General features: G+C 62.6%; 29 protein-coding genes. 13 read left to right on the top strand and 16 right to left on the bottom strand.

All coding sequences use genetic code 11. From position 1 onward, the window contains the following. Nucleotides 1–14 precede the first annotated feature (14 nt). A complete protein-coding gene (locus QX071_RS13745) occupies nucleotides 15–878 on the top strand; it encodes a polysaccharide deacetylase family protein (protein ID WP_315703254.1) in 864 nt (287 codons plus the stop codon). A gap of 195 nt (nucleotides 879–1,073) precedes the next feature. Continuing rightward, nucleotides 1,074–2,327, top strand: coding sequence for a polysaccharide deacetylase family protein (locus QX071_RS13740; protein ID WP_315703253.1), 1,254 nt, complete (start codon nucleotides 1,074–1,076; stop codon nucleotides 2,325–2,327). A 41-nt stretch (nucleotides 2,328–2,368) separates the two neighbouring features. Here QX071_RS13740 and QX071_RS13735 read toward each other — a convergent pair whose 3' ends face one another. The 4 genes from QX071_RS13735 to QX071_RS13720 form a co-directional block, all read right to left on the bottom strand. After that, complete coding sequence (locus tag QX071_RS13735; RefSeq protein WP_315703252.1) at nucleotides 2,369–2,743, bottom strand: hypothetical protein; 375 nt, start codon at nucleotides 2,741–2,743, stop codon at nucleotides 2,369–2,371. Nucleotides 2,744–2,959: 216 nt separating this feature from the next. After that, complete coding sequence (locus QX071_RS13730; RefSeq protein WP_315703251.1) at nucleotides 2,960–4,198, bottom strand: FAD-dependent oxidoreductase; 1,239 nt, start codon at nucleotides 4,196–4,198, stop codon at nucleotides 2,960–2,962. A gap of 15 nt (nucleotides 4,199–4,213) precedes the next feature. Further along, nucleotides 4,214–4,564 carry a RidA family protein gene (locus QX071_RS13725; protein ID WP_315703250.1) on the bottom strand — a complete coding sequence of 117 codons (351 nt, stop codon included), beginning with the start codon at nucleotides 4,562–4,564 and terminating at the stop codon, nucleotides 4,214–4,216. Nucleotides 4,565–4,670: 106 nt separating this feature from the next. Next, entirely contained in the window at nucleotides 4,671–6,167 is a 1,497-nt protein-coding gene (locus QX071_RS13720; protein WP_315703249.1) for an amidase, read from the bottom strand. A 221-nt stretch (nucleotides 6,168–6,388) separates the two neighbouring features. On the opposite strand from QX071_RS13720, the gene QX071_RS13715 reads away from it, so the two are divergent. Together QX071_RS13715 and QX071_RS13710 are read left to right on the top strand one after the other, a co-directional pair. Then, on the top strand, nucleotides 6,389–7,060 hold the full coding sequence (locus QX071_RS13715) for an XRE family transcriptional regulator (RefSeq protein ID WP_315703248.1): 672 nt from the start codon (nucleotides 6,389–6,391) through the stop codon (nucleotides 7,058–7,060). Between the two features lie 141 nt (nucleotides 7,061–7,201). Beyond that, nucleotides 7,202–7,462 carry a hypothetical protein gene (locus QX071_RS13710; protein ID WP_315703247.1) on the top strand — a complete coding sequence of 87 codons (261 nt, stop codon included), beginning with the start codon at nucleotides 7,202–7,204 and terminating at the stop codon, nucleotides 7,460–7,462. Nucleotides 7,463–7,731: 269 nt separating this feature from the next. On the opposite strand, the gene QX071_RS13705 is transcribed toward QX071_RS13710, so the two are convergent. Continuing rightward, nucleotides 7,732–7,962, bottom strand: coding sequence for a hypothetical protein (locus QX071_RS13705; protein ID WP_315703246.1), 231 nt, complete (start codon nucleotides 7,960–7,962; stop codon nucleotides 7,732–7,734). Between the two features lie 4 nt (nucleotides 7,963–7,966). Continuing rightward, entirely contained in the window at nucleotides 7,967–8,281 is a 315-nt protein-coding gene (locus QX071_RS13700) for a hypothetical protein (RefSeq protein ID WP_315703245.1), read from the bottom strand. Between the two features lie 635 nt (nucleotides 8,282–8,916). Here QX071_RS13700 and QX071_RS13695 point away from each other — a divergent pair. Beyond that, a complete protein-coding gene (locus QX071_RS13695; RefSeq protein WP_315703244.1) occupies nucleotides 8,917–9,411 on the top strand; it encodes a septal ring lytic transglycosylase RlpA family protein in 495 nt (164 codons plus the stop codon). A gap of 999 nt (nucleotides 9,412–10,410) precedes the next feature. Here QX071_RS13695 and QX071_RS13690 read toward each other — a convergent pair. Next, entirely contained in the window at nucleotides 10,411–11,301 is an 891-nt protein-coding gene (locus QX071_RS13690) for a LysR substrate-binding domain-containing protein (protein ID WP_315703243.1), read from the bottom strand. Between the two features lie 119 nt (nucleotides 11,302–11,420). Between QX071_RS13690 and QX071_RS13685 the strand changes: the two genes are divergently transcribed. Continuing rightward, complete coding sequence (locus QX071_RS13685; protein WP_315703242.1) at nucleotides 11,421–12,584, top strand: mandelate racemase/muconate lactonizing enzyme family protein; 1,164 nt, start codon at nucleotides 11,421–11,423, stop codon at nucleotides 12,582–12,584. Between the two features lie 63 nt (nucleotides 12,585–12,647). Continuing rightward, nucleotides 12,648–13,112 carry a cation:dicarboxylate symporter family transporter gene (locus QX071_RS13680; RefSeq protein ID WP_315703241.1) on the top strand — a complete coding sequence of 155 codons (465 nt, stop codon included), beginning with the start codon at nucleotides 12,648–12,650 and terminating at the stop codon, nucleotides 13,110–13,112. On the opposite strand, the gene QX071_RS13675 is transcribed toward QX071_RS13680, so the two are convergent. From QX071_RS13675 to QX071_RS13665, 3 genes are all read right to left on the bottom strand, one after another. Next, nucleotides 13,099–13,332, bottom strand: coding sequence for a hypothetical protein (locus tag QX071_RS13675; RefSeq protein WP_315703240.1), 234 nt, complete (start codon nucleotides 13,330–13,332; stop codon nucleotides 13,099–13,101). The genes QX071_RS13680 and QX071_RS13675 overlap by 14 nt on opposite strands. A gap of 75 nt (nucleotides 13,333–13,407) precedes the next feature. Then, nucleotides 13,408–13,650, bottom strand: coding sequence for a transcriptional regulator (locus tag QX071_RS13670; RefSeq protein ID WP_315703239.1), 243 nt, complete (start codon nucleotides 13,648–13,650; stop codon nucleotides 13,408–13,410). Between the two features lie 96 nt (nucleotides 13,651–13,746). Beyond that, nucleotides 13,747–13,956: a cold-shock protein gene (locus QX071_RS13665; RefSeq protein WP_315703238.1), complete on the bottom strand. Its 210-nt coding sequence runs from the start codon at nucleotides 13,954–13,956 to the stop codon at nucleotides 13,747–13,749. A gap of 264 nt (nucleotides 13,957–14,220) precedes the next feature. Here QX071_RS13665 and QX071_RS13660 point away from each other — a divergent pair, with 264 nt between their 5' ends. Both QX071_RS13660 and rpsU read left to right on the top strand, forming a co-directional pair. Then, entirely contained in the window at nucleotides 14,221–14,556 is a 336-nt protein-coding gene (locus QX071_RS13660) for a phasin family protein (protein WP_315703237.1), read from the top strand. A gap of 131 nt (nucleotides 14,557–14,687) precedes the next feature. After that, the gene (gene rpsU, locus QX071_RS13655) at nucleotides 14,688–14,978 is read left to right on the top strand and encodes a 30S ribosomal protein S21 (protein ID WP_315703236.1); all 291 of its coding nucleotides are present in this window, start codon (nucleotides 14,688–14,690) and stop codon (nucleotides 14,976–14,978) included. 44 nt (nucleotides 14,979–15,022) lie between these two features. Here the strand turns inward: rpsU and QX071_RS13650 are convergent, their stop codons facing one another. After that, a complete protein-coding gene (locus QX071_RS13650; RefSeq protein WP_316172065.1) occupies nucleotides 15,023–15,415 on the bottom strand; it encodes a response regulator in 393 nt (130 codons plus the stop codon). Nucleotides 15,416–16,077: 662 nt separating this feature from the next. After that, on the bottom strand, nucleotides 16,078–16,287 hold the full coding sequence (locus tag QX071_RS13645; RefSeq protein ID WP_315703234.1) for a hypothetical protein: 210 nt from the start codon (nucleotides 16,285–16,287) through the stop codon (nucleotides 16,078–16,080). 228 nt (nucleotides 16,288–16,515) lie between these two features. On the opposite strand from QX071_RS13645, the gene QX071_RS13640 reads away from it, so the two are divergent. Continuing rightward, on the top strand, nucleotides 16,516–17,403 hold the full coding sequence (locus QX071_RS13640; RefSeq protein WP_315703233.1) for an MBL fold metallo-hydrolase: 888 nt from the start codon (nucleotides 16,516–16,518) through the stop codon (nucleotides 17,401–17,403). A 36-nt stretch (nucleotides 17,404–17,439) separates the two neighbouring features. On the opposite strand, the gene QX071_RS13635 is transcribed toward QX071_RS13640, so the two are convergent. From QX071_RS13635 to QX071_RS13620, 4 genes are all read right to left on the bottom strand, one after another. Continuing rightward, complete coding sequence (locus QX071_RS13635; protein WP_315703232.1) at nucleotides 17,440–18,417, bottom strand: HEAT repeat domain-containing protein; 978 nt, start codon at nucleotides 18,415–18,417, stop codon at nucleotides 17,440–17,442. A 2-nt stretch (nucleotides 18,418–18,419) separates the two neighbouring features. Further along, complete coding sequence (locus QX071_RS13630) at nucleotides 18,420–18,653, bottom strand: ferredoxin family protein (RefSeq protein WP_022724287.1); 234 nt, start codon at nucleotides 18,651–18,653, stop codon at nucleotides 18,420–18,422. A gap of 31 nt (nucleotides 18,654–18,684) precedes the next feature. After that, nucleotides 18,685–20,427: a fumarate reductase/succinate dehydrogenase flavoprotein subunit gene (locus QX071_RS13625; protein ID WP_315703231.1), complete on the bottom strand. Its 1,743-nt coding sequence runs from the start codon at nucleotides 20,425–20,427 to the stop codon at nucleotides 18,685–18,687. Nucleotides 20,428–20,539: 112 nt separating this feature from the next. Further along, a complete protein-coding gene (locus tag QX071_RS13620; RefSeq protein WP_315703230.1) occupies nucleotides 20,540–21,313 on the bottom strand; it encodes a ferredoxin--NADP reductase in 774 nt (257 codons plus the stop codon). 226 nt (nucleotides 21,314–21,539) lie between these two features. Here QX071_RS13620 and QX071_RS13615 point away from each other — a divergent pair, with 226 nt between their 5' ends. The 3 genes from QX071_RS13615 (at nucleotide 21,540) to QX071_RS13605 (ending at nucleotide 24,400) form a co-directional block, all read left to right on the top strand. Beyond that, nucleotides 21,540–21,845, top strand: coding sequence for a gamma-butyrobetaine hydroxylase-like domain-containing protein (locus QX071_RS13615; protein ID WP_315703229.1), 306 nt, complete (start codon nucleotides 21,540–21,542; stop codon nucleotides 21,843–21,845). Nucleotides 21,846–22,027: 182 nt separating this feature from the next. After that, the gene (locus QX071_RS13610; RefSeq protein ID WP_315703228.1) at nucleotides 22,028–22,813 is read left to right on the top strand and encodes a Crp/Fnr family transcriptional regulator; all 786 of its coding nucleotides are present in this window, start codon (nucleotides 22,028–22,030) and stop codon (nucleotides 22,811–22,813) included. Between the two features lie 165 nt (nucleotides 22,814–22,978). Then, nucleotides 22,979–24,400: an ABC transporter substrate-binding protein gene (locus QX071_RS13605; RefSeq protein WP_315703227.1), complete on the top strand. Its 1,422-nt coding sequence runs from the start codon at nucleotides 22,979–22,981 to the stop codon at nucleotides 24,398–24,400. The last annotated feature ends 21 nt before the right edge of the window (nucleotides 24,401–24,421 follow it).

Below are 24,421 nucleotides of genomic sequence, written 5' to 3'. Positions count from 1 at the left end.
TGCCGAGGCGCCAGATGAAGAGCCAGATCGGAATTTGGGTGAACGCAGCGGCCATTCTGCTTGGGCTCGGACTTTGGCTTGGGCTGCCCCACAGCGTGGCCGCAGCGGCAACGGCGTCCGCGACCGGCGCGTCGGCCCAATGTCCGCGCGCGGGCACGCTCGGCACGTCACGTGTGCTCACCGTCGATCCCAAGATTTACCCGCGCGTCGGCTTGAAGAGCTTCCCGCAGACATTGCCGCTCCATGATCACGAGGTCGTGCTCACCTTTGACGACGGCCCCTCGCCGCCGAGGACCAACAAGGTACTGGCCGAGTTGGCCAAGGAGTGCGTGCGCGCGACCTTCTTCCTGGTCGGCGAGCCGGCTTCGGGACGAGCCTCGGTGGTGCAAAAGATCGCCGCCGAAGGGCACACGATCGGGCATCACACCTACACCCACGCCAATCTTGCGCACCTGACACCGGCACAGGCCATCCAGGAGATCGACCGCGGCATTGCCGCCGATGAGAAGGCGCTGCACGGGGTGTCGACAACCACGCCATCGACGCCCTTTTTCCGTTTTCCCTATTTCGAATCGACCCCGGCGACGCTGCAGCTGCTGCAGTCTCGCGGCATCGCCGTGTTCGGCGCGGATCTGTGGGCCGGGGACTGGAACCCGATATCGCCCGAGCAGGAACTCAAGATTCTGACCAGCCGGCTCGAACAGGATCGCAAGGGCATCATCCTGTTGCACGACCCGCAGCCGCGCACGGATGCGATGCTGCCCGCCTTCCTCCGCTATCTCAAGCAGCACGGCTACAAGGTGGTCCACATCGTGCCGCCAGCGACGAAGCAATCGGACGAGGCTGCGCAGCCGGATATCCACGCCGCTCGCGATTAATGCGTCGTTCATGCGGCGATGGCTAGTCTTTCGCGCGCGCTGCGCCACCTGTAAAGCTGCGCCGCCTGCAAATGCGCCACAACGGAAATGCAAATGCGCCCGTGGCGCCGATCGCAGGTCGCAGCTATGGCTGATCCCTGCTAGAATTTGCGCCGCTTGAGGTTGCGGCGCTGGAATGAGGATGCAAGCTGCGTGATGAGTGACAATCGTTCGGTTTGCCTCGGCAAGCGGCGTTGGAGCGCCGTCCTGGTGTGTGCGCTGCTCGGCACCAGCGCGGCAGCGGCCGCGGAGTGCCCGGGTCATCCGGATGCGCTCGGCACATCGCGCGTGCTGGTCGTCGATCCGCTTGCGCATCCGCGCATCGGCGCCATGCAGTATCGCGAGACGTTGCCGCTGCACGATCACGAGGTGGTGCTGACGTTCGACGACGGTCCGCTGCCGAAATACAGCAACCAGGTGCTGCAGGTTCTCGCCGATCAATGCGTGAAGGCGACTTTCTTCACGATCGGCCGCCAGGCCAAGGCCAGCCCGGAGGGCGTGCGCAAGCTCGCCGCCGCGGGCCACACCATCGGCACGCACAGCCAGAACCATCCGCTCTCGTTCAACAAGATGACGGTCGAGCAGTCGAAGCCCGAGGTCGATCAGGGCATCGCCTCGGTGTCGGCCGCGCTGACCGATCCCTCGGCCCTGACGCCGTTCTTCCGCGTGCCCGGCCTCTCGCGTGGCGAGGGCGTAGAGACGTATGCCGCTTCGCTCGGGCTGCAGGTCTGGAGCGCCGATTTTGTCGCCGACGACTGGCGCAATATCTCCGCCAATCGCGTCTATGAGCTCGCGATGAAGCGGCTGGAAGCGCGCGGCAAGGGCATCTTGCTGCTGCACGACATTCACGCCCGCACGGTCGCCGCGTTGCCGAAGATCCTGAACGAATTGAAGGCGCGCGGCTATCGCATCGTCCAGGTCGTGCCGGCGACGCCCGACCGGCCGGCAACGCCGACCGAGCCGCAGGAATGGCTGGTGCACCCGCACGCCGGCGAGGTTCCGGTGGCGCAATGGCCGGCGCTCCCGAGCTTCAACTTCGCCGGCTCGGTCACCCACTCGCGCGCGACGGCTGCGGATCTCGACTTGCTGTCTGCCGGACCATCCGACGATTCGTCGCTCCGGCGCGAGGCGTCCTGGCCGCAAGCGGACAACCCGTCCTCACCGGGCAAGCTCGCGACCGTGCTGCCGGTGCCCGCCGCGAACCTGTTCGCGATACCCGCGCCGATGCCGGTCGCGCCGCCTCGACGCCATCTCGCCAGCATGGCGCTTGTGCCGCCGAATCCAGCAGCCAAATCCGCAGCAAAGACCCCGGCAAAAACTTCAGCCAAGTCTGCAGCGAAGGCTTCAACAAAGTCCGCAGGCAAGCCGGCTTCGCGCGCGGTTCGTTTGGCGAGCTTGCGGAAGCGCTGACCACTACGACTTGCGCGATTGCCGCCGGCAATAACGGCCGATCAATCCGTCACGATCTTGGCAACGCACAGGATGACGACAGCGGCGAGGAAGAACAGGTCGATATAGGATTTGATCTCGCCATCGCGGCGCAAGACGCTCACGTCGGCGACCACCTGCTTGCGCGCGCCCGAGCCGCTCGGCCCCTCCCCGATCATGCCGATCAGCCGGCGCATCTCGACTTCCAACCGTTCGACCCGCGTGTAGAAATGAAACGAGCGCAGCACGATCACGCTGCGCATGCCCGCATAGAGCAGGATCAACATCGCGAGCACGGCACGGTCGTGGTACTTCTCGATGAAGTTCAGGCTCAGATAGACCATCGCCAGGAACGCGAAGTTGGAGATGGCGCGATAAATGATGGCGAGCAATCGCATCGTTCTCGTCCTGGCGCTGGTGCTTGAAGTGGCGAAGCTGCCTCGTTCTATACACGATCAGGTGAACAAATCTGCGGTAAACTCGTTCGGATCGAAGACAAACGCGCGCGGCCTGCGCTCGCGGCTTGCAAAACGACAAAGCCGCAGCCTTCAGGACTGCGGCTTTGGTGCATTGAGCACGTCAGGATCGCGCGACGCGTAGCTTCGTTGGCAGGCTTACGCCGCGAAACGCTCGGGCGCGCAGGCTGCCACATCGACGCCCGGCGACTCACCGCTCATCATCTCGGCGAGGATGCGCCCGGTCGCCGGGCCCAAGGTGAAGCCCTGGTGACCGTGGCCGAAATGCAGCCACAGGCCCTTGTGCCGGGCGGCCGGCCCGACCACCGGCAACATGTCCGGCATGCACGGCCTTGTGCCGAGCCACGGCTCCGGTTCGACCGGCTTGCCGAGATCCATCAGTTGCCGCGCAGCGCGCTCCGCCTTGGCCAGCTGCACCGGCGTCGGCTTGGCGTCCGGGCCCGACAGCTCGGCACCGGTGGTGATGCGCACACCCTTGACCATCGGGTTCATCAGATAGCCGAAGGCCGCATCGCGCAGCGGCAGATCGAGCGGCGCGCCGCCGGCGTAGTGCCGGTGATAGCCGCGCTTGCGCACCATCGGAATGTCGTAGCCGAAGCGCTTCAGGAATTCGGGCGACCATGGCCCGAGCGCCACCACCGCAGCTTCGGCATCGATCTGCCCCTCGCTGGTCCGCACCGACCAGCCGCTACCGGTCTGTGCCAGGCTCGTCGCATCGCCGTGAATGAATTTGCCGCCGCGGCGGATGAACAGATCGGCATAGGATGCGACCAGCCCGCCCGGATCTGACACGGTCCACGGCTCCAGCCACTGCAGCCCGCCAAGCCCGCTGTCGGTGAGCCCCGGCTCGGCCTGCGCGAGCTCGCGCGCGCTGAGCACCCTGAACTTGACGCCGAAGGCGTCGTGCACCGCTTCGGCCTCTTTGACCTCCTTGTCGAACTGCGCCTGCTGGCGATGGATCACCCGGAAGCCGTCCCGACGCACCAGATTGCCGGCACCCGCTGCCGCAATCAGCGGCTCATGCTCGGGCGCGGCGCGCCCGATCAGCCGCGCGTAGGTCTGCGCGATCTGCTCGTGCCGCTTCGGAAACGAGTTCCACCAATACTGCAGCAACGGACGCATATGATACGGCAGCGCCAGCAGCTCGTAATGCACGTCATTGGTGCTACCGGTCGCAATGTCGAACAGGCCGCTGATGTCGTGCGGCATCGCGTAGGGGCGCACGGCCTCGCTCTGGATGATGCCGGCATTGCCATAGCTGGTCTCGCGGCCGGGCTCCTTGCGGTCGACGAGCGCGACCGACCAGCCGCGGCTTTGCAGATGCAAAGCCGTTCCGACACCCACCATGCCGCCGCCGAGAACGATCGCGTTTTTCATGGTCGAAACTCCCGCTTATTTCCGTTCGGCCGCGATGATCGTGATCTCGATCTTGGCATCCAGCATCAGCTTGGCTTCCACCGTGGTGCGCACCGGCAGCGGATCCTGGAAATGCTTGCGATAGGCCGCATTGAACGCCGCAAAATCCGAGCGGTCGGCCAGGTAGACGGTGCAGGACACCACGTCCTGCAGCGACAGCCCCTCGTCCGCGAGCGTCTCGCCGATCAGTTGCAGCGTGAGGTCGGTCTGCGCGGTGATCCCTTCGGGAATCGTGCCGTCGTCCGCGCGCGGCACTTCGCCTGACAGGAACACGAGGCCCGCGGCGCGGCGCACCAGCGAGAACGGATATGAGGGCGGAACGGACATCTTTGTCTCCTATGTGTCTTTCGTCAGTCTTGCGGATGCCGCGAGCGCACGCGTCATCCATGTGGCGACGGCACCGCGCGCCGTCAGTCCCAGATCGGTCCCGGGATCAATCCCAGGACTTGAAGCCCGGCGCTGACGACAGCGGCGGTGCGGCGGCGAGCTTCGCGAGGTCCGGCTTCGGCCGGCCCAGTTCGGGATCTTCAGCGAAGGCTGCTTCGAGCGCTGCGGCCACGCTGAGCACGCGCGCATCGCCGCCGCGGGGGCCGACGATCTGCAGACCGAACGGCAGGCCGGCTTCGTCCACGCCGAGCGGCAGGCACAGCGCGGGATGGCCGGTCAGCGTCACCGCATAAGCGAGCGCGAGCCAGTGGAAGTAAGACCGCGTCGGCGCGCCGTCGATCTCGGTCGGATAGAGCTCCGACCACGGCCGCGGCGACAGCGTGATCGCGGGGCTGACCAGCACGTCGAAACGTTCGAAGAAGCTCTGGTAGGCGCGATAGATCCGGGTCTGGACGGCCGCGGCCTTGGCGTAATCGTCGAGGCTGTAGCGCAACGCCTCTTCGACATTGGCGCGGACATTGGGGCCGAGCATCTCCGGCCGCTCGCGAAAATTCTTGCCGTGGTTGGTCAGGAACATCGAGGCGCGCAACACCGCGAAAGCCTCGTCGGCGCCGGTGCAGTCGGGCGAAGCCTCTTCGCAACCTGCAAACAGCGGCGCCATCCGCTTGACGCGCTTGGTGAGCACGCGGCGAACGGCTTTCTCCGTTGGCGCAAAGCCGAAATCCTCGGTAAAGGCGAGTCGCAGCTTGCCGAGATCGATCGGCGCCGGCGGCGTCCAGCGCCCGAGCACGCCGCGAATGGGCTCGTTCGGCAGCGTGTAGGCGAGCGGATCGCGGCTGTCGTCGCTTGCCATCGCCGCCAGCATCAGCGCGGCGTCGGCGACGTTGCGTGCCATCGGTCCATCGGTCGACAGGCACGACCAGCCATGGGCGCGCTTCTCGCTTGCGACCAGGCCATAGGATGGCCGCATGCCGACGATGCCGCAGAAGGCAGCCGGATTACGCAGACTGCCGCCGGTGTCCGAACCGGACGCCAGCGGCGCCATGCCGCAGGCGAGCGCGGCCGCCGAGCCCCCGGAGGAGCCGGCCGATGAGCGCATCGGATCGAACGGATTGCCGGTGGCACCGAACACAGGATTGCGGGTATTAGCGCCGGCGGCCCATTCCGGCGTGTTGGTCTTGCCGAAAATGATCGCGCCTGCCGCACGCAGCCGCCCGATCGAGGCCTGATCGGCCGCCGGAACATGGTCGGCAAACAGCGGGCTGCCGTAGGTGGTACGCAGGCCCGCGGTGTCCTGGGTGTCCTTGATCAGCACCGGAAGGCCGTGCAGCGGCCCGCGATCCTCGCCCTTGAGCAGCTCCGCTTCCGCCGCCTTTGCGGCGCGGGCCGCCCCCTCTTCATCCAGCGTCACCACCGCATTGATGGCGGGATTGATGGCGGCAATGCGCGCCAGGCAGGCTTCGAGCAGCTCGACCGGCGACACGGCCCGGCCCTTGAGCTGCTGCATCAGATCGACGGCAGTTTGATCGCAAATCGATTCCACGGCACTTCTCTTTCCAAAACTGAAAACTATTTAGCATAAGCGAAACGAAATGCATGGCACGAAAATGCCGCATCCTGCCGGCAATTCTGCATGAATAAGAGGCTAGTCCGGCAGCTGATTGAAATTCCGACAGATTCGCGCGAGAGTCGGACCGGGCAAGCGACGCAATCCAAGAGCCGACCAAGATACGATCCGCTAAACGATTTTTCCGAAAGATGGATATGGCAGATACCGCTGTGAACGAGCCAAATGCGGCCGAGGGTCCGCATTCCCAGCTTGGGCAGTGCCTCAAGGCGGCGCGCCAGGCCCGGGGGCTGACCTTGAAGCAGGTGGCGGAAAAGACCGGGATGGCGCTCTCGACCCTGTCCAAGGTCGAAAACGGCCTGATGTCGCTGACCTACGACAAGCTGTTGCAGCTCACCTCCGGCCTGAAGATGGACATCGCCGAACTGTTCAGCCCGGTGGCGCCGCGGCCCGAGCCCGGCCGTGCCGTGACTGCCCGGCGCAGCATCAGCCGCGTCGGCCAGGGCCAGGTCGTCAACACAAAGTTCTACACCTACACCTATCAATGCACCGACCTGATCGGAAAGCGCATGGTGCCGATGCTCGCCGAGGTGCGCGCCCGCACCTTGGATGAGTTCGGCCCACTGTTGCGCCATAGCGGCGAGGAATATTTCATGGTGACCCGCGGCATGATCGCGGTGCACACCGAGTTCTACGCGCCGGAGATCCTGCACGAGGGCGACGGCATCTACATCGACAGCACCATGGGCCACGCCTACCTCAACGCCGGCGAAGCCGACTCGGCGCAAGGCGTCTGCCTCTGCACCAGCGAAACGCCCGACCTGTTCGAACAGCTGCATCGGATTGCAAGCCGCGACGCCGAGGCGTGAGGCGGCTTTACCTCTTCGGGACCTCTTCTTGACGCGGTCTTGTCAAAGCGACCTCGCAGCGCGCGATGGCCGACGCGACATGATCGCGCTACAATGGCTCGCCGTCACGCCTTCCAGCTCAGATGGACGAGAGGTGCGCCGATGCCGCGACCGGGAATCACGGGCCACGACGATTGGGTCGTCACCGAAGCGCTCGCCACCGCACTCGTTGCGCTGGAGCAGCTCCCGGAGAAGCACCAACCGCGGGTGCATATGGACGAGCTGCGGAAGCTCTTGGCCAACGGCCGCACACCCGACGCCGTCAAGCTGCGTCTCGCCCAGGCCAAGTGCCGACTCTGTCCCGGCCGCGACCCGCTGACCATCTACGATGAATACGGCATCGACAGCGATGCCTATGGGTAGGCACTATCTAGCTAATTCCGATTTTATGCCCCTCCCCCTGAAACGCATACTATGCGCGCGCCCGCCGTAAGCGGCCAGCTTGCCGATCTCTGGGCGAATGTGAGGAATTCTCCATGGGCAAAGAAACACTTCGACCAGCAGCCTGCATGAGCAAGAAGCCCGGATGAGCGGAGCGACATGCGGGGGATGCAATCCCGGATGTCGCTCCGCTCATCCGGGCTACGCTTGCTCGTGAACCGGAGCGGAGTTAATTGCCCATTTGCGCCAATCTACGCGGCCCGGTCCTTCTCTGCGTTTTCCTGTACGGTGGCCGCGGCTTCTTCCACCCCTTTATCGTAACTGCCCGCAAATCTCTCGATACTGTCGGCCCACATTCTCAGCATCGCGATTTGAAAGTGCATCACTGGCTTTAAGACATTCATGCCGACTGCCGCGACTGCGGCGATGCGCCTTTGTGGATCGAGCGCGAAGCGGTTTGCCTGGGGCGCATTGTCTGCCATGCTGTTAGCTCCTCTCCTTCCGTGGTGTGACCTCACTCGACGTGTCGAGCTGTGCGCTGCGTGATTCCAGGCACTCGGCCAGGATTCGATCCGCCGCCACTCTCGCAAATCCGTCCTCATGAAATTCATCCAGCTTCTTCAAGTAAGCGACTGCCGCGATTTGCAGGACCTCAAAATCCTCTGCGCCGGCATCGCGAACGTCGGCGATGTAGCGATAGAGGGCAGAACGCACGCTGTCGTTCTCGTCAATATCGCTATGCAGCAGCAAGTAGTTCCGCCACGCGAACGCACACGCTCCTTCCACTGCGTGAGAATTCATGGGCACCTCCCAAAGTCAGAGAAAGACTAACTACCCGTTTCGTTCCGCAGGCCTCTCGGATGTAACGCCGTTCCGTCAGTGCGGCGCAAACGGGTTTGCGCATTGGCGACGTCGAGCGGGTGAACACAGCATCATCCGACGGCTGGCAGATCGAGTATTCATCGGAGATCGAATTTCATCAACACCGACGGGCGGTTCATGATTACCGCACGCAAGCATGATAGATGGAAGAGCTTTTGCATATGACGATCGACTGCGTACTGACGGTGGATCACGCAACGCCGATCTGATCTACACGCCGCCACGTATTCGCCCGTGACTTGACGATCTCGCAATCGGAAATGCGCCGAGTTCCTCTTCACGTCGCGCAAACATCGGCTAGACGCATGTAAACCCGTACTTACCCGGTGGCAGGGAACCCCGATCAGTCATGCTGTTGACGCATTCGCTGTCTTAGTCGGTGAGAACTAAGAACCCGTGCGCGAACCACCCAAGGTTCCCACAACGGTTCCATCGCCTGTACTGGCGAATGCGCAAAAAGAACAGTGCGAGTCCGACAACGCTCCCGCGTTCGCTCGCTCCTGTTTTGCGGCACTCGGAACCGGACGATCAAGAAAAACAGTCAAGGAGTTCTGATGGTGTTTCGCTCCAGCGCCGCCATTTGCGGCGCCGTAGTGGCGCTTGCCGTTTCCGTCACCACTGCCCGAAGCGATGAAATCGGTGCAGTTCATTCAAAGGCCGTTGTCAACGCCGCGTCCGGGGATGCGATCGTTGGCGCAGCATCCATGTACAATCCATTCCGGCCCGGATGGCGGGAGGGCAGCCGGAACACGGCCTCCGGCGAGCGCTACAATCCGTCTGCGTGGGCGGCTGCTATCAAGACGAGCCTGCGTCAGAAATTTGGTGGGGTCCATTATGGCACCAAGCCGAAATATGCGCTCGTTGAAGCTGTCGGCAAGAAGGTCATCGTCAAGATCAATGACGTCGGGCCACTCACGCCCGGCCGCATCATCGATCTCAACGAGCGAACAATGCGCCACTTCGATCCAAGCCTGCAGCGCGGAGTCATTCGTGACGTAACAGTGAGGCCGCTTGTCGGGGATGACTGGACCCCGGGACCGGTTGGCTGAGCATCGCAGCAAGTAGCCAGCATGAGCGTAGCGACATGCGGGGATGCAATCCCGGATGTCGCTACGCTCATCCGTGCTGCGCTTGCTGCGAAGCAGCGAGCACCGCCGTCCCGCCACGCCGGAAGCGCCTCGATGCCCTTCTCACGGCGGATGTTCAAGGCAATGCCGCCTTTGGCGCCGAGCCGACCGCCCGTCGGGCAAATCGGCTTCATGATGACGGCCGCGCAAGTGCGCGATCACGCTGTCCATCCGTGCGCTTGTCGACGCACGAACCGCCAGCCGCGCGTGCGCCGAAAAATTCATTTCGCACGCCGGCTCAAGCGGATCGCGCGTGCGTGCCCTCCCGGTGCCAATTTTTCACTTTCGTTTTATCAGAAATCATGCTTGTATAGCGCCGTCCCGCCTCGCTCGAGGGGCGTATCGCGATCGTCACGAACGTTGAGCGCGGGATGCGATGGGCGTGTCGGTGTTGCAGCATGGTCTTTCATGCCCACGAACAACATCGATGCGCACGGTCAAGTCGCGCGGTCCCGATACCCCGACGCTGGTATCACCGCGCAACGCGTTTAACGCGTTGTCGCGTAGGCGACGAGGCTTTGCCTCGCACGGAGGTGGCCAACAAGCCCGGCGCACCAGGGAGAACGCGAAGCAGCCGTTAAAACCATTGTGCAGGGAAGGCCGGTGTACGGCCGTACCTGTGGTGACTGCCGCCTGCTTTCTTTTCTGCAGGCGGGCCATGGGTGCAGGCCTTGCATCCGGCCTTCCCTGCGCCCTCGCCTTTCGAGGGCCAAGCCGATCGGCAAAGCTCGGACGCGATCGCGCCGCGAGGCCGCGGCGTCACGCCCGGCGAACGTGCCAAGAGGATTTCGGATGGACAAGCTCTGGCGCGCGTGCACGGACTCGAATTCCCAAGGCACTCCTTCTCAAGGTTCTACTTCCCAGGACCTTACTTCCCAGAGCTTTCAACACGACGACGTCAGCGCCGTGACTCAGCGCATCTCAGCTCCCCTGCCCTTGCGCGAGCCGCCACATCTCTTCCGCCGTCGGCGTCAGCCGCATCTGCGGCCGGAACAGCCGCACCGCCACTGGTATCTCCCAGGATGCATCGGCCAACGGGACGAGCCGGCCGGACTTCAGATCATCCTCCACCAGCGTCGCAGGCAACCAGGCGATACCGCGTCCATCCAGGCACAAGGCGCGCAGCGCGCCGGCGAGATCCGCGGTCAGTGCCGGTGCCGTCAACAGCCGCGGCAATCGCGCACCGAGCACGCCGCGCAGGATCCGTCCCAATCCGGAGCCCGCACCATACGCCAGCCGCGGCGCCTCCGAGAGTGGCGCTGCTCGGCCGGCCATCAGGCCCGGCGCCGCGCAGGGGATCAGCCGGTCGCTCGCGACCACCGCCGATTCAAATTCGCTCGCTGGCAGGCGCAGCGGCACCTCGTCATGCACATGACAGAGCATGAAATGCGCGCGTCCGTCGAGCAGCAGCGTCTCGACCGCATTCAGCGTGTCCGAGGTCAGCTGCACGCAGCAGATCAGGCCTGCGGCCTCCAGCCGCTTCAGCCAGGGCGGAAAGAAGATCAGCGACAGCGCATGCGTTGCCGCGATCCGGATCGTCGCCGCTTCCGCCGCCGCCGCCTCGCGCACATGCGCGCGGGCATCGGCGATACGCCGGATCAGCATCGCCGCGAGCGGCTGGAATTCACGCCCCGCCGCGGTCAGCTGCACCGGCTGCGTCGCGCGGTCGAACAGCGTCACCCCGGCCCACTCTTCCAGCGCGCGGATGCGGCGGCTGAAGGCCGGCTGGGTGAGATGCCGCGCTTCGGCGGCGCGCGAGAAATTGCCGGTGCGGGCAAGCTCGAGATAATCCTCGAGCCAGATCAGCTCCATGGTTGGTTCCTGAGCGCATGTCACGGCTGATGCCGTTTGCACCTCGCCTGATAGGAAATCGGCATTGGCATCGTCAGCGGATTGCCGCCACATCCAGGTTTGCAACCCGGAGGCTCACCTTGCGTATCGTCGACATCCGTGAACGGACCTATCCCATCGCATCGCCCATCGCCAACGCCTACATCGATTTCAGCAAGATGACCCTGAGCCTCGTGGCCATCATCACGGATGTGATCCGCGATGGCAAGCCGGTGGTCGGCTATGGGTTCAATTCCAACGGCCGCTACGGCCAGGGCGCGCTGATGCGCGAACGCTTCATCCCCCGCCTGATGGAAGCTGAGCCCGCGAGCCTGCTGAACCAGGCCGGCGACAATCTGGACCCGCACAGGATCTGGGCCACCATGTTCCGCAACGAGAAGCCGGGCGGCCATGGCGAGCGCTCGGTCGCGATCGGCACCATCGACATGGCGGTGTGGGACGCGACCGCGAAGATCGCGAACAAGCCGCTGTTCCAATACCTGGCGGATGCCCACGGCCGCGCGGCCAATCCGAAGGTCTTCGTCTATGCCGCCGGGGGCTACTACTATCCCGGCAAGGACAACAGCAAACTGAAGGACGAGATGCAGAGCTATCTCGACCGCGGCTATACGGTGGTGAAGATGAAGATCGGCGGCGTGCCGCTGAAGGACGATCTTGGTCGCATCGAAGCCGTGCTCGGCCTACTGCCTGCAGGCTGCCGGCTCGCGGTGGATGCCAACGGCCGGTTCGACCTGACAACCGCGATCGACTACGCCAAGGCGCTCTCGGCCTACGATCTGTTCTGGTACGAGGAGGCCGGCGATCCGCTCGACTACGAACTGCAGGCAGAGCTCGCGCAGCATTATGCGAAGCCGATGGCCACCGGCGAGAACCTGTTCAGCCACCAGGATGCACGCAACCTGATCCGCTACGGCGGCATGCGCAAGGAGATCGACTGGCTGCAGTTCGACTGCGCGCTGAGCTATGGCCTCGTCGAATATCTGCGCACGCTGGAGATGCTCAAGTCGTATGGCTGGTCGGCGTCGCGCTGCATCCCGCATGGCGGCCACCAGATGTCGCTCGCCATCGCGGCGGGCTTGGGTCTCGGCGGCAATGAATCCTATCCCGACCTGTTCCAGCCGTTCGGCGGCTTCCCCGACAATGTCCGGGTGGAGAACGGTCACGTCGCCCTGCCGCCGCTGCCCGGCATCGGCTTCGAAGGCAAGGCCGATCTTTACCAGGTGATGTCCGAGCTCAGCGCCTGACATCCCCCTGCCCCGGCGCCGGGCTCGAGCATGACCATAAGAACACCAAAGGAAGGAAACGCCATGTCGGCGATCTCAGTTGAAGCAGGGACGGCACGCCAACCGATCCTCGGTCCGCTCTGGCTGCAGGTCCTGGTCGGCGCCGTCATCGGGATCCTGTTCGGCATCGCGGCGCCGAAGGCCGCCGCAGACACCGCACTGCTTGCGGAGGGTTTCGTCAAGCTGATCCGGATGCTGCTTGCGCCGGTCATCTTTCTCACCGTCGTCGTCGGCATCGCGCGCATGGGCAACCTGCGCGAGGGCTTCGTCACCTTGGCGGCGACGCTTGCGACCATGAACACGATCCCGCTCGCGGGCATCGTGCTCCTGCTCGGCGTCGATCGGTTCGTGAACCCGCCCCGCGCTCTGATCAACGTGATCGGCAATAGTCTCGGCACCATCGTGGTCGCGCTCTGGGAGAACGATTTCGATCGCGCCAAGGCGGGAGACATCGAGCGGCAGCCGCAAGCGCGGCCTAGAGCATCGTGAGATGAACGATGCCGTCCTCGACCTCACCACGCGAGAGCCTTTCACGCGCAGCACGCTCGAACTCCGTCCGATGCTTGTGAAGATAGCTCAACGCCTGCTGCTGCGTCTGGAACGTGGTCTTGAGGCGGCACATTTGCCGGACGGAACCTACTGCCAGCACGAAGCTGATCGATTGCGCGCCACGTTCGACCTCCGGCACGATCCGCACCGTTTTCGTCATGCAGCCGTCTCCTCAGCTTGCGACAGAGTGTCGGCTTCCAGTTGCGGGCAGACTGTCGTCAAGTCCCGCGCTGTCTTATGTCACAATTCGGGTCTTGCGTCGCTTCTTTACGGCTTTGGGAAGCGCGTCAGGCTTTTGGGCCTCTTCAGCCTCTTTTGCCTCCCGCAACGCGCGAAGACGCTGCATGTTCTGACGAATCTCGACGGCGCGCTTCTCCACGTCAGCCATCGCTCGCGCCCCCTCCTCACGCGCCAAACGCTGCCGGTCGGCGCGTGCAATCGCTTGGGCAGAGGGTTCGCTCGGCTTCTTGCCACTCATCGCTCATCCGGATTCGCAACAAGTCAAACCCGCTCAATCCCGGGATCGAGCGGGCAACACGGCCATTTCAGTACATCCGTGAAATGGCGTAGCGGCTTAAGCCAGCGACAAATTCTCGGCGCTGACCTTGCCGCGCATCTTGTCGGTCTTGAGCTCGAACGAGACCTTCTGGCCCTCGGCGAGGCCGGAAAGACCAGCCCGCTCGACGGCAGAGATGTGCACGAAGACATCGCTTCCACCATCGTTAGGCTGGATAAAACCAAAGCCCTTCTGGCCATTGAACCACTTAACAGTACCTGTCGGCATTTTCTTCTCCAAAGAGCAATCGCGCGACGTCACGCGATTCAGATTCAACTGGTCGGATGTCTTCGGGAAGGGCCCGCAGGCGCATTCAAAAAGGCACAGCGGCTAATCGAATGCTGCCAATGTAGGCGCTTTCGCGATAAAGAACAAGTGCGCCGGGAACAAAACCTGAGGTGTGCAAGCGAGCTCAAGATCAAAAGAAGGCAGCCTCCCCTGTTCAAGCGCCGGTCCGGGTCTTATGTCTATAGGCTGACAGGCGGGACGACGATGACTGAACCGAAATTGGAGGTTCCCGCCGAGCTGCGCGCGCTCGCGGAGAAAACGATCGAACAGGCCGAACAAGCCTTCGCGCTGTTGTTCGATGCGGCGCGAAGATCCGCGGCAGCGAGCGCAACATCGACGGCTGAGCTCACACGCCAGGTGCTTGCGTTCTCCGAAGAAAGCCTGCGGATCGGCTTCGAGCACGCACGAAAGGTGGCCTCGACCGACAGCCTGCAGGATATCGCCAACGCTCAATCCGATCTTGTCAAGCGCCAGATTGCCGGTGCCGAGCATCATATTCGGGAGCTCGCACGGACGAGCGGATTCGACGACAAGACCTGATGCACTAAAGCCGGCCTTTCGGTGGCGATCACCGCAAAGCCGATCGAACTTCGGAGTCCGGACACCAGGTTCGACTGATTTGTGTTCGACTGATTTGTTCAGCGTCAATCCAACTTTAGGGAGCAATTTGCGTGCAGGTATTTGTTCGAGACAACAACGTCGATCAGGCGCTTCGTATTCTGAAACGGAAGATGCAGCGCGAAGGCGTATTCCGGGAAATGCGCCGCAAGCGCTTCTACGAGAAGCCGTCTGACAAGACCGCAAGACAGAAGTCCGAATCCATCCGGCGACGCCACAAGCTTGCGCGCAAGCAGGCCATTCGCGACGGACTGATCGCGGCTCCGGCAAAGAAACGCCCGACCGCCGGCAAGAGCGGCGCGGGAGTGCCTGCCGTTGCGGCTGCAGCGCCGCGCCAGACCTGACAGAGCTGCAGCGCCGCGCCAGACCTGACAGAGAAGCCGTCCTTTCAGAGCGAGAGACCGGCGGAGCCGACGTTCAGGAGCTGGGATATGGCCGTGACGAGCTGGGCCGGCGCAAAGGGCTTCTGCACCAGGATGCTGTTGGGGACTCCCTGCGAGCCCCATTGATCGGCAGCATCACCGCAGATGTAGACGACAGGAAACGCCGGAGCGATTTCACGCACCTGCCTTGTGAGATCCCATCCGCTCATTGGGCCTTTGAGGTTCACGTCCGTGACGAGCGCACGATAATTCACAACGCCGCTCGTGAGCAGCACCAGCGCTTCATCCGCGGCGACGGACACCGTCAGGTCGAACCCGGCATCGGTCAGGGCGTCCTTGAGGAAGTCGTGCAAGGCCTCTTCGTCTTCCACCAGCAAAATGACAGGCAACTCGTCCACGATTGCTCCCCCGACCCGACGAAGCGGCCTCGCCTGGTGACACCGATGTCCGTCACTGCCAGCCCCCTCCGGTCCGAACCTCGGGAGCTATCGCCCGTCCCCGCCCCGCAGCACGTCGGGCGCTGTCGCCGACATGTCTGCGTGCGGATTCTCATCGATCCGAGCCTTCATTTCGGCGGCCTTCTCAACAAGGACAGCCGACAGCCCCGGATCGCTGGTGGACTTCGCGAACTGCAAGAGCATTGCAACTTGATGGGCAAGATATCTTCGACCGAGCACGGTGACCTTCCAGCGAGCGGCAACCCCAAGCACCCGGAACGCGGAAGGACCGCGTTTCGTTCCGAAAAAATGTTCAAAATGAGGAGGCCGCAGGAAACGCGTGGCGCGGACCGCGTCAGAAGTTCCCACGGCGAGTGCGGCGAACTTGAAGTTCCCCGAGCAATGGTCTGCGCCTCCTCATCAGACACCAGAGCTAAAAATCACATACAATCAATGGATTGCCGGAATTATTCGCTTCCAAAGGCCGCAAGCGAGCCTGCCCTGAGACAATACGAGCTTCGGAGACGGAACACTCGTACCGCTCTCCGAAGTCCGCGCCGGATGTTGTGCCCCCGCATGACCGGCGCGCCGGGGCGCCGCGCTCTGCGCAGCCGGCAGCCGAACTACACAGTTCGCTTTTCGCTGCCGCCGCCGATCTTCGTGGCAACGAGGTAGGCGAGCGGCATGGCTATCACGAAGCCGGCTAACGCCGCGAGAGGTATGATCTTGATCGGATTTGCGCCGAGCCCCTGCATCGCCAGCACCGCGGTGACTGCGCTGCCCGCAAGCACCGTACCCAGCATGATCCAAATGAGACTAGCTACCTTGAGCATGTGTCATTCTCCGGATTTCGAAAGCGACTCTTGAGGCCTTCAATGCTCGCCCTGCAGCCCGTGCCGAGCATTGATTTGGAACAATCGCTGTGATGGATCGATCAGTTCGTGCTCGGCTGACAGCTCATCGCTCGCCGCCCCGAGACGAGCTGCCGCGCTGGACCACTTTGCGACCCTATGGCAAAGCCACAGCCGGCCCGACTGCCGGACCCAGAACTGGAGGAGACCATGTCCTATCCCATCGCCACCGATGTGAAGCCGACGGTGACGGGCTTCTTCGATCCGGACACCAGCACGATCAGCTATGTCGTAAAGGATCCGCAATCGGCGTCATGCGCGATCATCGATCCCGTCATGGACATCGACTACGCGGCCGGACGGATCAGCTTCAAATCTGCCGACATCCTCATTGATCACGTCAAACGCAACGGCCTGCGGCTCGAATGGCTGATCGAGACCCATGCGCATGCCGATCACTTGTCGGCCTCGCCCTACATCCAAAAAAGCCTTGGCGGAAAAATCGGAATTGGCGACCACATCCTGACGGTCCAGGACACGTTCGGGAGGGTCTTCAACGAAGGCACGGAGTTTCGCCGGGACGGCAGCCAGTTCGACGGGTTGTTCAAGGATGGCGAGACCTATGCGATCGGCAGCATGACCGGCTTCGTTATGCACACACCGGGACACACGCCGGCCTGCGCCACCCACGTGATCGGTGACGCTGCTTTCGTGGGCGACACTCTGTTCATGCCCGATGGCGGGACTGCGCGGGCTGACTTTCCCGGAGGCGACGCCCGCATCCTGTTTCGCTCGATCCGAAAGATCCTGCACACGTTGCCGCAGCAAACCCGGCTGTTCATGTGCCACGACTATGCGCCGAATGGGCGCGAGGTACGTTGGGAGACCACCGTGGCCGAAGAGCGGACGCGCAACATCCATGTCCGGGACGGCGTGACCGAGGATGATTTCGTTGCCATGCGCGAAGCGCGCGACAGGACCCTGGCCATGCCGCAGCTGATCATCCCCTCGCTTCAGGTCAACATCCGTGCGGGCCACTTGCCCCCACCCGACCCAAGCGGCAAGACCTTCTTGAAAGTACCGATCAACGTTCTCTGATGCCGTGCGCGCCCGCAGAAGCCAGAACACCACTCATCAGGCCCCTGCTCTCGCCGTCCTCGCCGCGATCTGCTGCAGCGCCCAGCGCGCGTTCTTGCGGACGTCAGGGTCGGCATCGTTGGCAACCAGCGCGAGATACGCCCCGCCCTCGGCATGAGCGATCTCGCCGAGTGCCGCGGCCGCCTCCTTGCGCAGGTTCGCCTGCTCATGCGTGATGCATTGACCTATTGGGCGCACCGCCTGCTCGATTTTCATCCGGCCGAGACTGCGGATGGCCTTCAACCGCACTTGCCAGAACGTGTCGGCAAGGCAGGCGATCAGTTGATCGGCAGCCAATGCGCCGTTGGCGTTGAGTCCCAGTGTCTCGGCAGCCATCTCCCGCACCATCCAGTCCTCGTCCTCGAGCGCCCGTGTGATGGTTTCCGCCGCGGGTTTCATCTGCGAGAACGCCAACGCACTGACCGCTCCGCGCCGCACATGGGCGTCAGGATCGTGGATCAGCGCGGTCAGCGCGGGAATGGACTCCTCGAGCTTCAAAAATCCGATTACGCCGATCGCTTGCACGCGCACTGCCGCATCCTGATCCTGGAGCGCTTCCAGCGCTGGCTTCAGCGTGTCTTTGCGGCGCAACTCCTTCAACGCCCGCAAGGCCCCCATGCGAACAAACGCGTGAGGATGTTTGACGAGGGGCAGGATGACGTCCGCAGAGGCCGGGTCCTTGAACTCGGCCAGGCTATCGGCCGCGGCCGAGGCAACGATCCTTTCGGGATCGACCAGCAGTTTCACCAACGCGCTTGCCGCCCCCGGGCCGTCGAACTCCCCAAGCGCCATCGCGACCTGCTGGCGCACGCCGGAGTCGGGATCGGATACCATATTGGCAAGGTAAGCGACCGCGGCGGGATCGCCGGAATGACCGAGCGCGATAATGGCGACCCGCCGTTCGGCCGGATCGGCCGCCTGCAACCGCTCGTCGGCATCCTCAAGATTGTCATAAGACTCGAAGGGGCTCGACATGTTCACCTCAACAGATAGGGAATGTTGACGGTGACAGCACCGGTCGGGCAGTCGGCCTCGCACGGCATGCAGTACCAGCATTCGTCATAGGCCATGTAGGCCTTGCCGGTCATATCGCTGATCCTGAGCACGTCGAGCGGACAGACGTCGACGCAAACGGTGCAGCCTTTATCGGCGATGCACTTGGCGTCGTCGACGACCACCGGCACCGAGGTTTGATATGTTGCAAGCGGCATTTTCAAACTCCTATCTGTGGCCGGTCGTCGTTCACGCGCTGACGCGGATGCGCTGCTTGTCGTACAGATCTTTTTCGTCGTCCGCGATCGGCACCACATAAGGTTCGACGGCGCGCTTCTCGCTGGTCATCTTGCCGTCCTGCTTGCTAAGCAGCGTGTGGCAGAACCAGTTTTCATTGTCCTTTTCGGGAAAGTCCGTGCGCCAGTGATAGAGGCCCCAGCGACTTTCCTCACGGAACAGCGAGGCATGCGCCGCCATGTCGGCACAATCCATGATCGACTGTACTTCGAGCGTACGCAGCAGCTCATGCGCGTTGCGCGCGATCATGCGCTCCTGCATATCTTCACGCACCTCGGCGAGCCGCCGCATGCCGAGCTCATATTTGCGCGTGACCTTTGGCGGTTGCAGATAATCGTTGACCAGTCGGCGGGTCTTGTATTCGATCTGGTTCGGCGGAATCCCGTCGTCGCGCTTGGTCGGTGCCAGGACACGATCGCGCTCCATTGCGACCTCCTCGGCATCGAAATCCGCGAAGTCGTGGCTGTCTGCGAATTCCATCGCATCGATGCCGGCGAACGAACCGTTGGTGAAGGCGCCGAGCATGTAGTTGTGCGGCACGCTCGCCATATCGCCGGCGGCATAAAGGCCCGACACCGTGGTACGGGCATTTTCGTCGACGAATACGCCCGAGGCGCTGTGGCCGGAGCAAAAGCCGATCTCGGAGATATGCATCTCGATCGACTCGTTGCGATAGTCGACGCCCCGCCCCTCTTGAAACAAACCGCGGGTCGGCCGCTCCACCTTGTGCAAGGTCTGCTCGATCTCCTCGATGGTTTTGTCATGCAGATGCTTCAGCTGCAGGAAGACCGGGCCCTTGCCGGACAGCAGTTCGTTATAAAACTCCAGCATCATCTGCCCAGACCAGTAGTCGCATTCGATGAAGCGCGAGCCCTCGTTATTGGCGGTGTACGCCCCAAACGGACCGGCAACATAGGCGCAGGCAGGTCCGTTATAATCCTTGATGAGCGGATTGATCTGGAAACATTCGAGATTCGCGAGCGCCGCGCCTGCGTGATAGGCCATGGCATAGCCGTCGCCGGAATTGGCGGCATTCTCATAGGTGCCGAACATGTAGCCCGAGGTCGGCAGGCCGAGCCGGCCGGCAGCTCCCATGCAGAGGATGACTGCCTTGGCCTTGATGACCAGGAACTCGGCCGTACGTGTGTTGACACTGATCGCACCGGCCACGCGGCCGTCGGCCGATTTGAGCAGCCGCGTCGCCATGTAGCGATTCGAGATCAGGATGCGGGCGCGGCGGAGCTGGCGATATAGCGCCTTCTTGACGGTCTCGCCATTCGGCATCGGCAGCACGTAAGTACCGATGTGGTGGACCTTCTTGACGGCATAATCGCCGTTCTCGTTCTTGAGAAAACGGATACCGAAACCATCGAGTTCCTCGATGATCTTGTAACAGTTCTGGGCGTATTTATATACCGCTCTCTGATCGACGATTCCGTCATTGGCGATCGTGATCTCTTTCGTGTACTGCTCCGGTGTCGCATAGCCCGGAATGACCGCGTTGTTGAGCCCGTCCATGCCCATCGAAATCGCGCCAGAGCGCTTGACGTTGGCCTTCTCGAGCAGCACGACGTTGGCCTTCGGATTTTTCAGCTTGGCCTTCAGCGCCGCCATCGGGCCGGCGGTTCCGCCGCCGATCACCAGCACGTCGCAGGAAACCTCTGAAATTCCATCGACGATCCGATCGAGTGCCATCACTTGCTCCTGGTTCGCCGGCATATCCGGCGCCTCTGCGTCAGCCTTGTTCAGACCGATGCTCAGCGATAGCAATTAGTTGTCGCCGCACGCGGATTTTGGTCGTCTTGGCTCACCGTTCGACAAACGCCTTCTCGATGACGAAATGCCCGGGCTCGCTGTGGCTGCCTTCGATAAATCCGCGCTCCGTGAACATCGCGTGCAGCTCTTCGAGCATCGCCGGACCGCCACAGAGCATGATGCGGTCGGTGTCGCGATCAAGGCCGCCCTGCTCGATGTCGGAGAACAGCTCACCCGACGCCATGAGATCGGTGATGCGGCCGCGATTGCGGAATGGCTCGCGGGTAACCGTGGGGTAATAGACCAGCTTGGTCCGAATCAGCGGACCGAAGAAGTCGTGGCTCTTCAAGCTTTCGACCAGCTGTTCGCCATAAGCGAGCTCTGAGACCTGCCGGCACCCATGGGCGAGCACGATCGTCTCGTAATTTTCATAGACTTCCGGATCTTTGATGAGGCTTGCAAAGGGCGCTAGCCCGGTGCCGGTCGAGAGCAGCAGAAGCCGCTTGCCGGGGAGCAGATTACCCGTAACCAAGGTGCCGGTCGCCTTTCGGCCGACCAGAATGATGTCGCCTTCTCTGATCTCCTGCAGCCTGGAGGTCAGCGGACCGTCAGGCACCTTGATGCTGAAGAACTCGAGCGCCTCTTCATGGTTGGCGCTTGCCATGCTGTAGGCGCGCATCAAGGGCTTGCCATCCACCTCCAGGCCGATCATGGCAAACTGCCCATTCTGAAAGCGAAAGCCGGGATTGCGCGTCGCAGTGAAGCTGAACAGGGACTCGGTCCAATGCTTGACGGACAGGACCGTTTCCTTCTGAAAAGCGTTCATTCTCTTCTCTCCTTGTCCGAAGCATGTCGCGGCGGAACGTTTCGCAGACCAGTCGATCTCGCAACGTCGGCTCGCCGTTCTCCGTCGATTAGTTTCCCAATCTGGTGCAGCGCCTGCACGACAGGCACTTGGAGGCGGACGATGCCAGGAATTTCCGCTCAGGATTGGCAATTAGTTGCTATCGAACGGCGCCTGTCCCGGTCTAGGCCATGAGCGGAGGTGCGTCATGGCTACGACCGCATTCGTTGCGCCAACTGTGACGGATTACGAGCCGAACTCGGATCGCACGGCGCTCATCGTCAGAACCGCTCAGAACGATGAGCTTAAGATTGCCGCCGAGCAGCTACGGCTCGCCTGCAAATGCGCCCGCTGCACCCGCGCCCGATTCGACGGCCACTTCCCGGAACGCTTTCCCGGCATTGCGATGACGGGCATCGGCGACCTCGGATATGGACTGAACATCTCGTTCTCGGACGGGCACGATCGCGGGATTTATCCGAAGCCATATTTGCTGAGTCTGGCCGCCCGCTGACGCCGCTAAGGGCGCGACTGCCTAGGCCTCACGAGCCCGCCACGATCGTCCCCAGGCTTCCCGCCCGATGAAGGGCGTGGCGGCGGCATGGCGGCTGCTAGCACTCGGTCCAGCCCTGCGGTCCGCGGCTGGCACGAACATTGCTGCCTTCTGGATCAATTCGAAAAGTCCGGAGGCGGATGATGATGCTGCAGGCGGCCAATGCGGCTCGGGGCAATGTTCCAACGGCACCCTCGCCGTCACGATCCGCCGCCAGTACCTCGCTCTTACTCACGGAGAACCAGCAGGCCATCGGCGGTCCACCGCCGCTGATGGATAAGCTGACGTTGCGCGAGCGGGAGCTGGTTCTGAAGCAAGGGCGGCGCAAGGTGCTCAATCGCGGCCAGACGCTGTTCAGCCAGGGCGCCAAGCATGACGGTATCTGGCTGATCGAGAGCGGACGCATCCGCGTGTTCTACACGTCGCCCTTGGGCCGCGAGATCACCCTCGCCTATTGGCATGCCGGCAATTTCGTCGGGGGCCCCGAAGTCTTCGAAGGCACGATCCATCAATGGTCGGGGGTCGCCTCCAGCAATAGCAGCGTGGTGCACTTGCCCGGCAAACAGCTGCGGACGCTTGCCGCCGAAATCCCGAACCTGGCGATCGGCCTGATCGAAGGCTTGACCTTCAAGGGCAAGTGCTATTCGGCGCTAGCGCAGATGCTGGGCACGCGCTCGATCACCCAACGCCTTGCGCATCTCCTGCTTCACCTCGTCGAACTCTACGGTATCAAGGATGCCGATGGCACCGTGATCGCCGCCGCTTTCACCCATGCCGATATCGCCCACATGGTCGGGGCCACGCGGCAGTGGGTCACGATCAGCCTGAAGCGGATGCAGGAGAAAGGGATCGTGTTGACCAAACGCTCCCAGATCGTGATCCGCCGCGCCGACGTCCTGGAGGAAATGCGCGGCCATGCCACCGAATGACGTCACTGCACATGCAAGCGGCTTTCACCTGCAAAAATGCCCAAGGAGTATGCAACAAGCGTTTGCGGGCAACTAATCGACTGCAACGGTCAATGCGGATTTGCCCTGTCCGGTCCCGCGCCCAATCATGGCAACCACAGCACATCCAACCGCAAGAGGATGAAAATGGTCCGCCATCTTCCACCCCACTCGATCGCGATGTCGGTGACATCGCTGGCGCTCCTCATTGCGCAGCCAGCGATGGCGGAAACGGTCACGATCGGTATCGGAACTCAGGATACCACGACCAACACCGTGACGGCCGGCGTCGTCATCAGGCAACTTCATCTTCTCGAACAATATCTGCCGAAGGATGGCAAATACGCCAACACCAAGTTCGAGCTTGATTGGCAGAACTTCACCTCGGGTCCGCCGGTCACGAATGCCATGATGGCGAACAAGCTGCAGATCGGCATGATGGGCGACTATCCCCTGATCGTGAACGGCTTCACCTTCGAGAACAATCCCGAAAGCAAGAGCCGGCTGATCGCGATCGCGGCCTACAGTCCCTCCGGCTCGGGCAATGGCATCGTCGTGCACAAGGACTCCTCCTACTACGACCTCGCCGATCTCAAGGGCAAGCTGGTCAGCGTGCCCTTCGGCTCCGCGGCGCACGGCATGGTGCTGAAGGCGCTGCAGGACCGCGGCTATCCTGCCGATTTCTTCCAGCTGGTGAGCCAAAGCCCGGAAGTTGGCTCGACCAATCTGCAGGAAAAGAAGATCGACGCCCATGCCGACTTCGTTCCATTCGCCGAACTGTTGCCGTTTCGCGGATTTTCCCGAAAGATCTTCGACGGCGTCGAGACCAACCTGCCGACCTTTCACGGCATTGTGGTGCGCACCGACTTCGCCGAGAAATACCCCGAGGTCGTCGTCGCCTATCTGAAGGCGCTGATCGCCGCCAACCAGTGGCTGCGCGACAATCCCAAGCTTGCAGCGGAAAAGATCCAGGAATGGACTGGGATCAACAAAGAGGTGGTCTACATCTTCCTAGGACCAAGCGGCAATATGATCACTGATCCCACCATCAAGCCGGCCCTGATCGATGCCGCGGCGGCCGACGTCAAGGTGCTGCAGAGCCTCGGTCGCATGAAGGAGTTCGATCCAAAGAAATGGGTCGACGATACTTATGTCCGCAAAGCCTACGCCGAGATGAAACTCGATTATGACACCGAGCTCCACAGCACGAAAAACTACGAGGTCTCAGGCGAGGATAGCTTCTGCAAGAAGCCGATCACGGATCCGCGCAAGGCAGGCGAGATCTGGGTCGATGAGGTCGGTATCGTCTCCTATGCGAGCGCAACTTGTACGCTCGGTGCCTATGCCGCCCTCAAGGCGCAGGGCAAGAAGATCAATGTGGCCTACGTGTTCGACACCACGCGTGGCATCAAATTGTTCGCTGACCAGGCGTTCTTTGCAGTCGGAAGCGACGAGATTGCGCCATTTCTCCTCAAAAGGGATGCCGAGGCTTACGCGGCGAAGATCAGCGGCAAGGTGCTCGGCTTTGACGATGCGGTGAAGGCGGCTGTGACCGGAGGCAAGACGTGAGCACACCCGCCGCGTTGCGTC

The organism is Bradyrhizobium sp. SZCCHNS1022 (assembly GCF_032484835.1).
In the GTDB taxonomy this organism is placed as follows: domain Bacteria; phylum Pseudomonadota; class Alphaproteobacteria; order Rhizobiales; family Xanthobacteraceae; genus Bradyrhizobium.
This window is presented reverse-complemented; position numbering and strand designations above follow the sequence as displayed.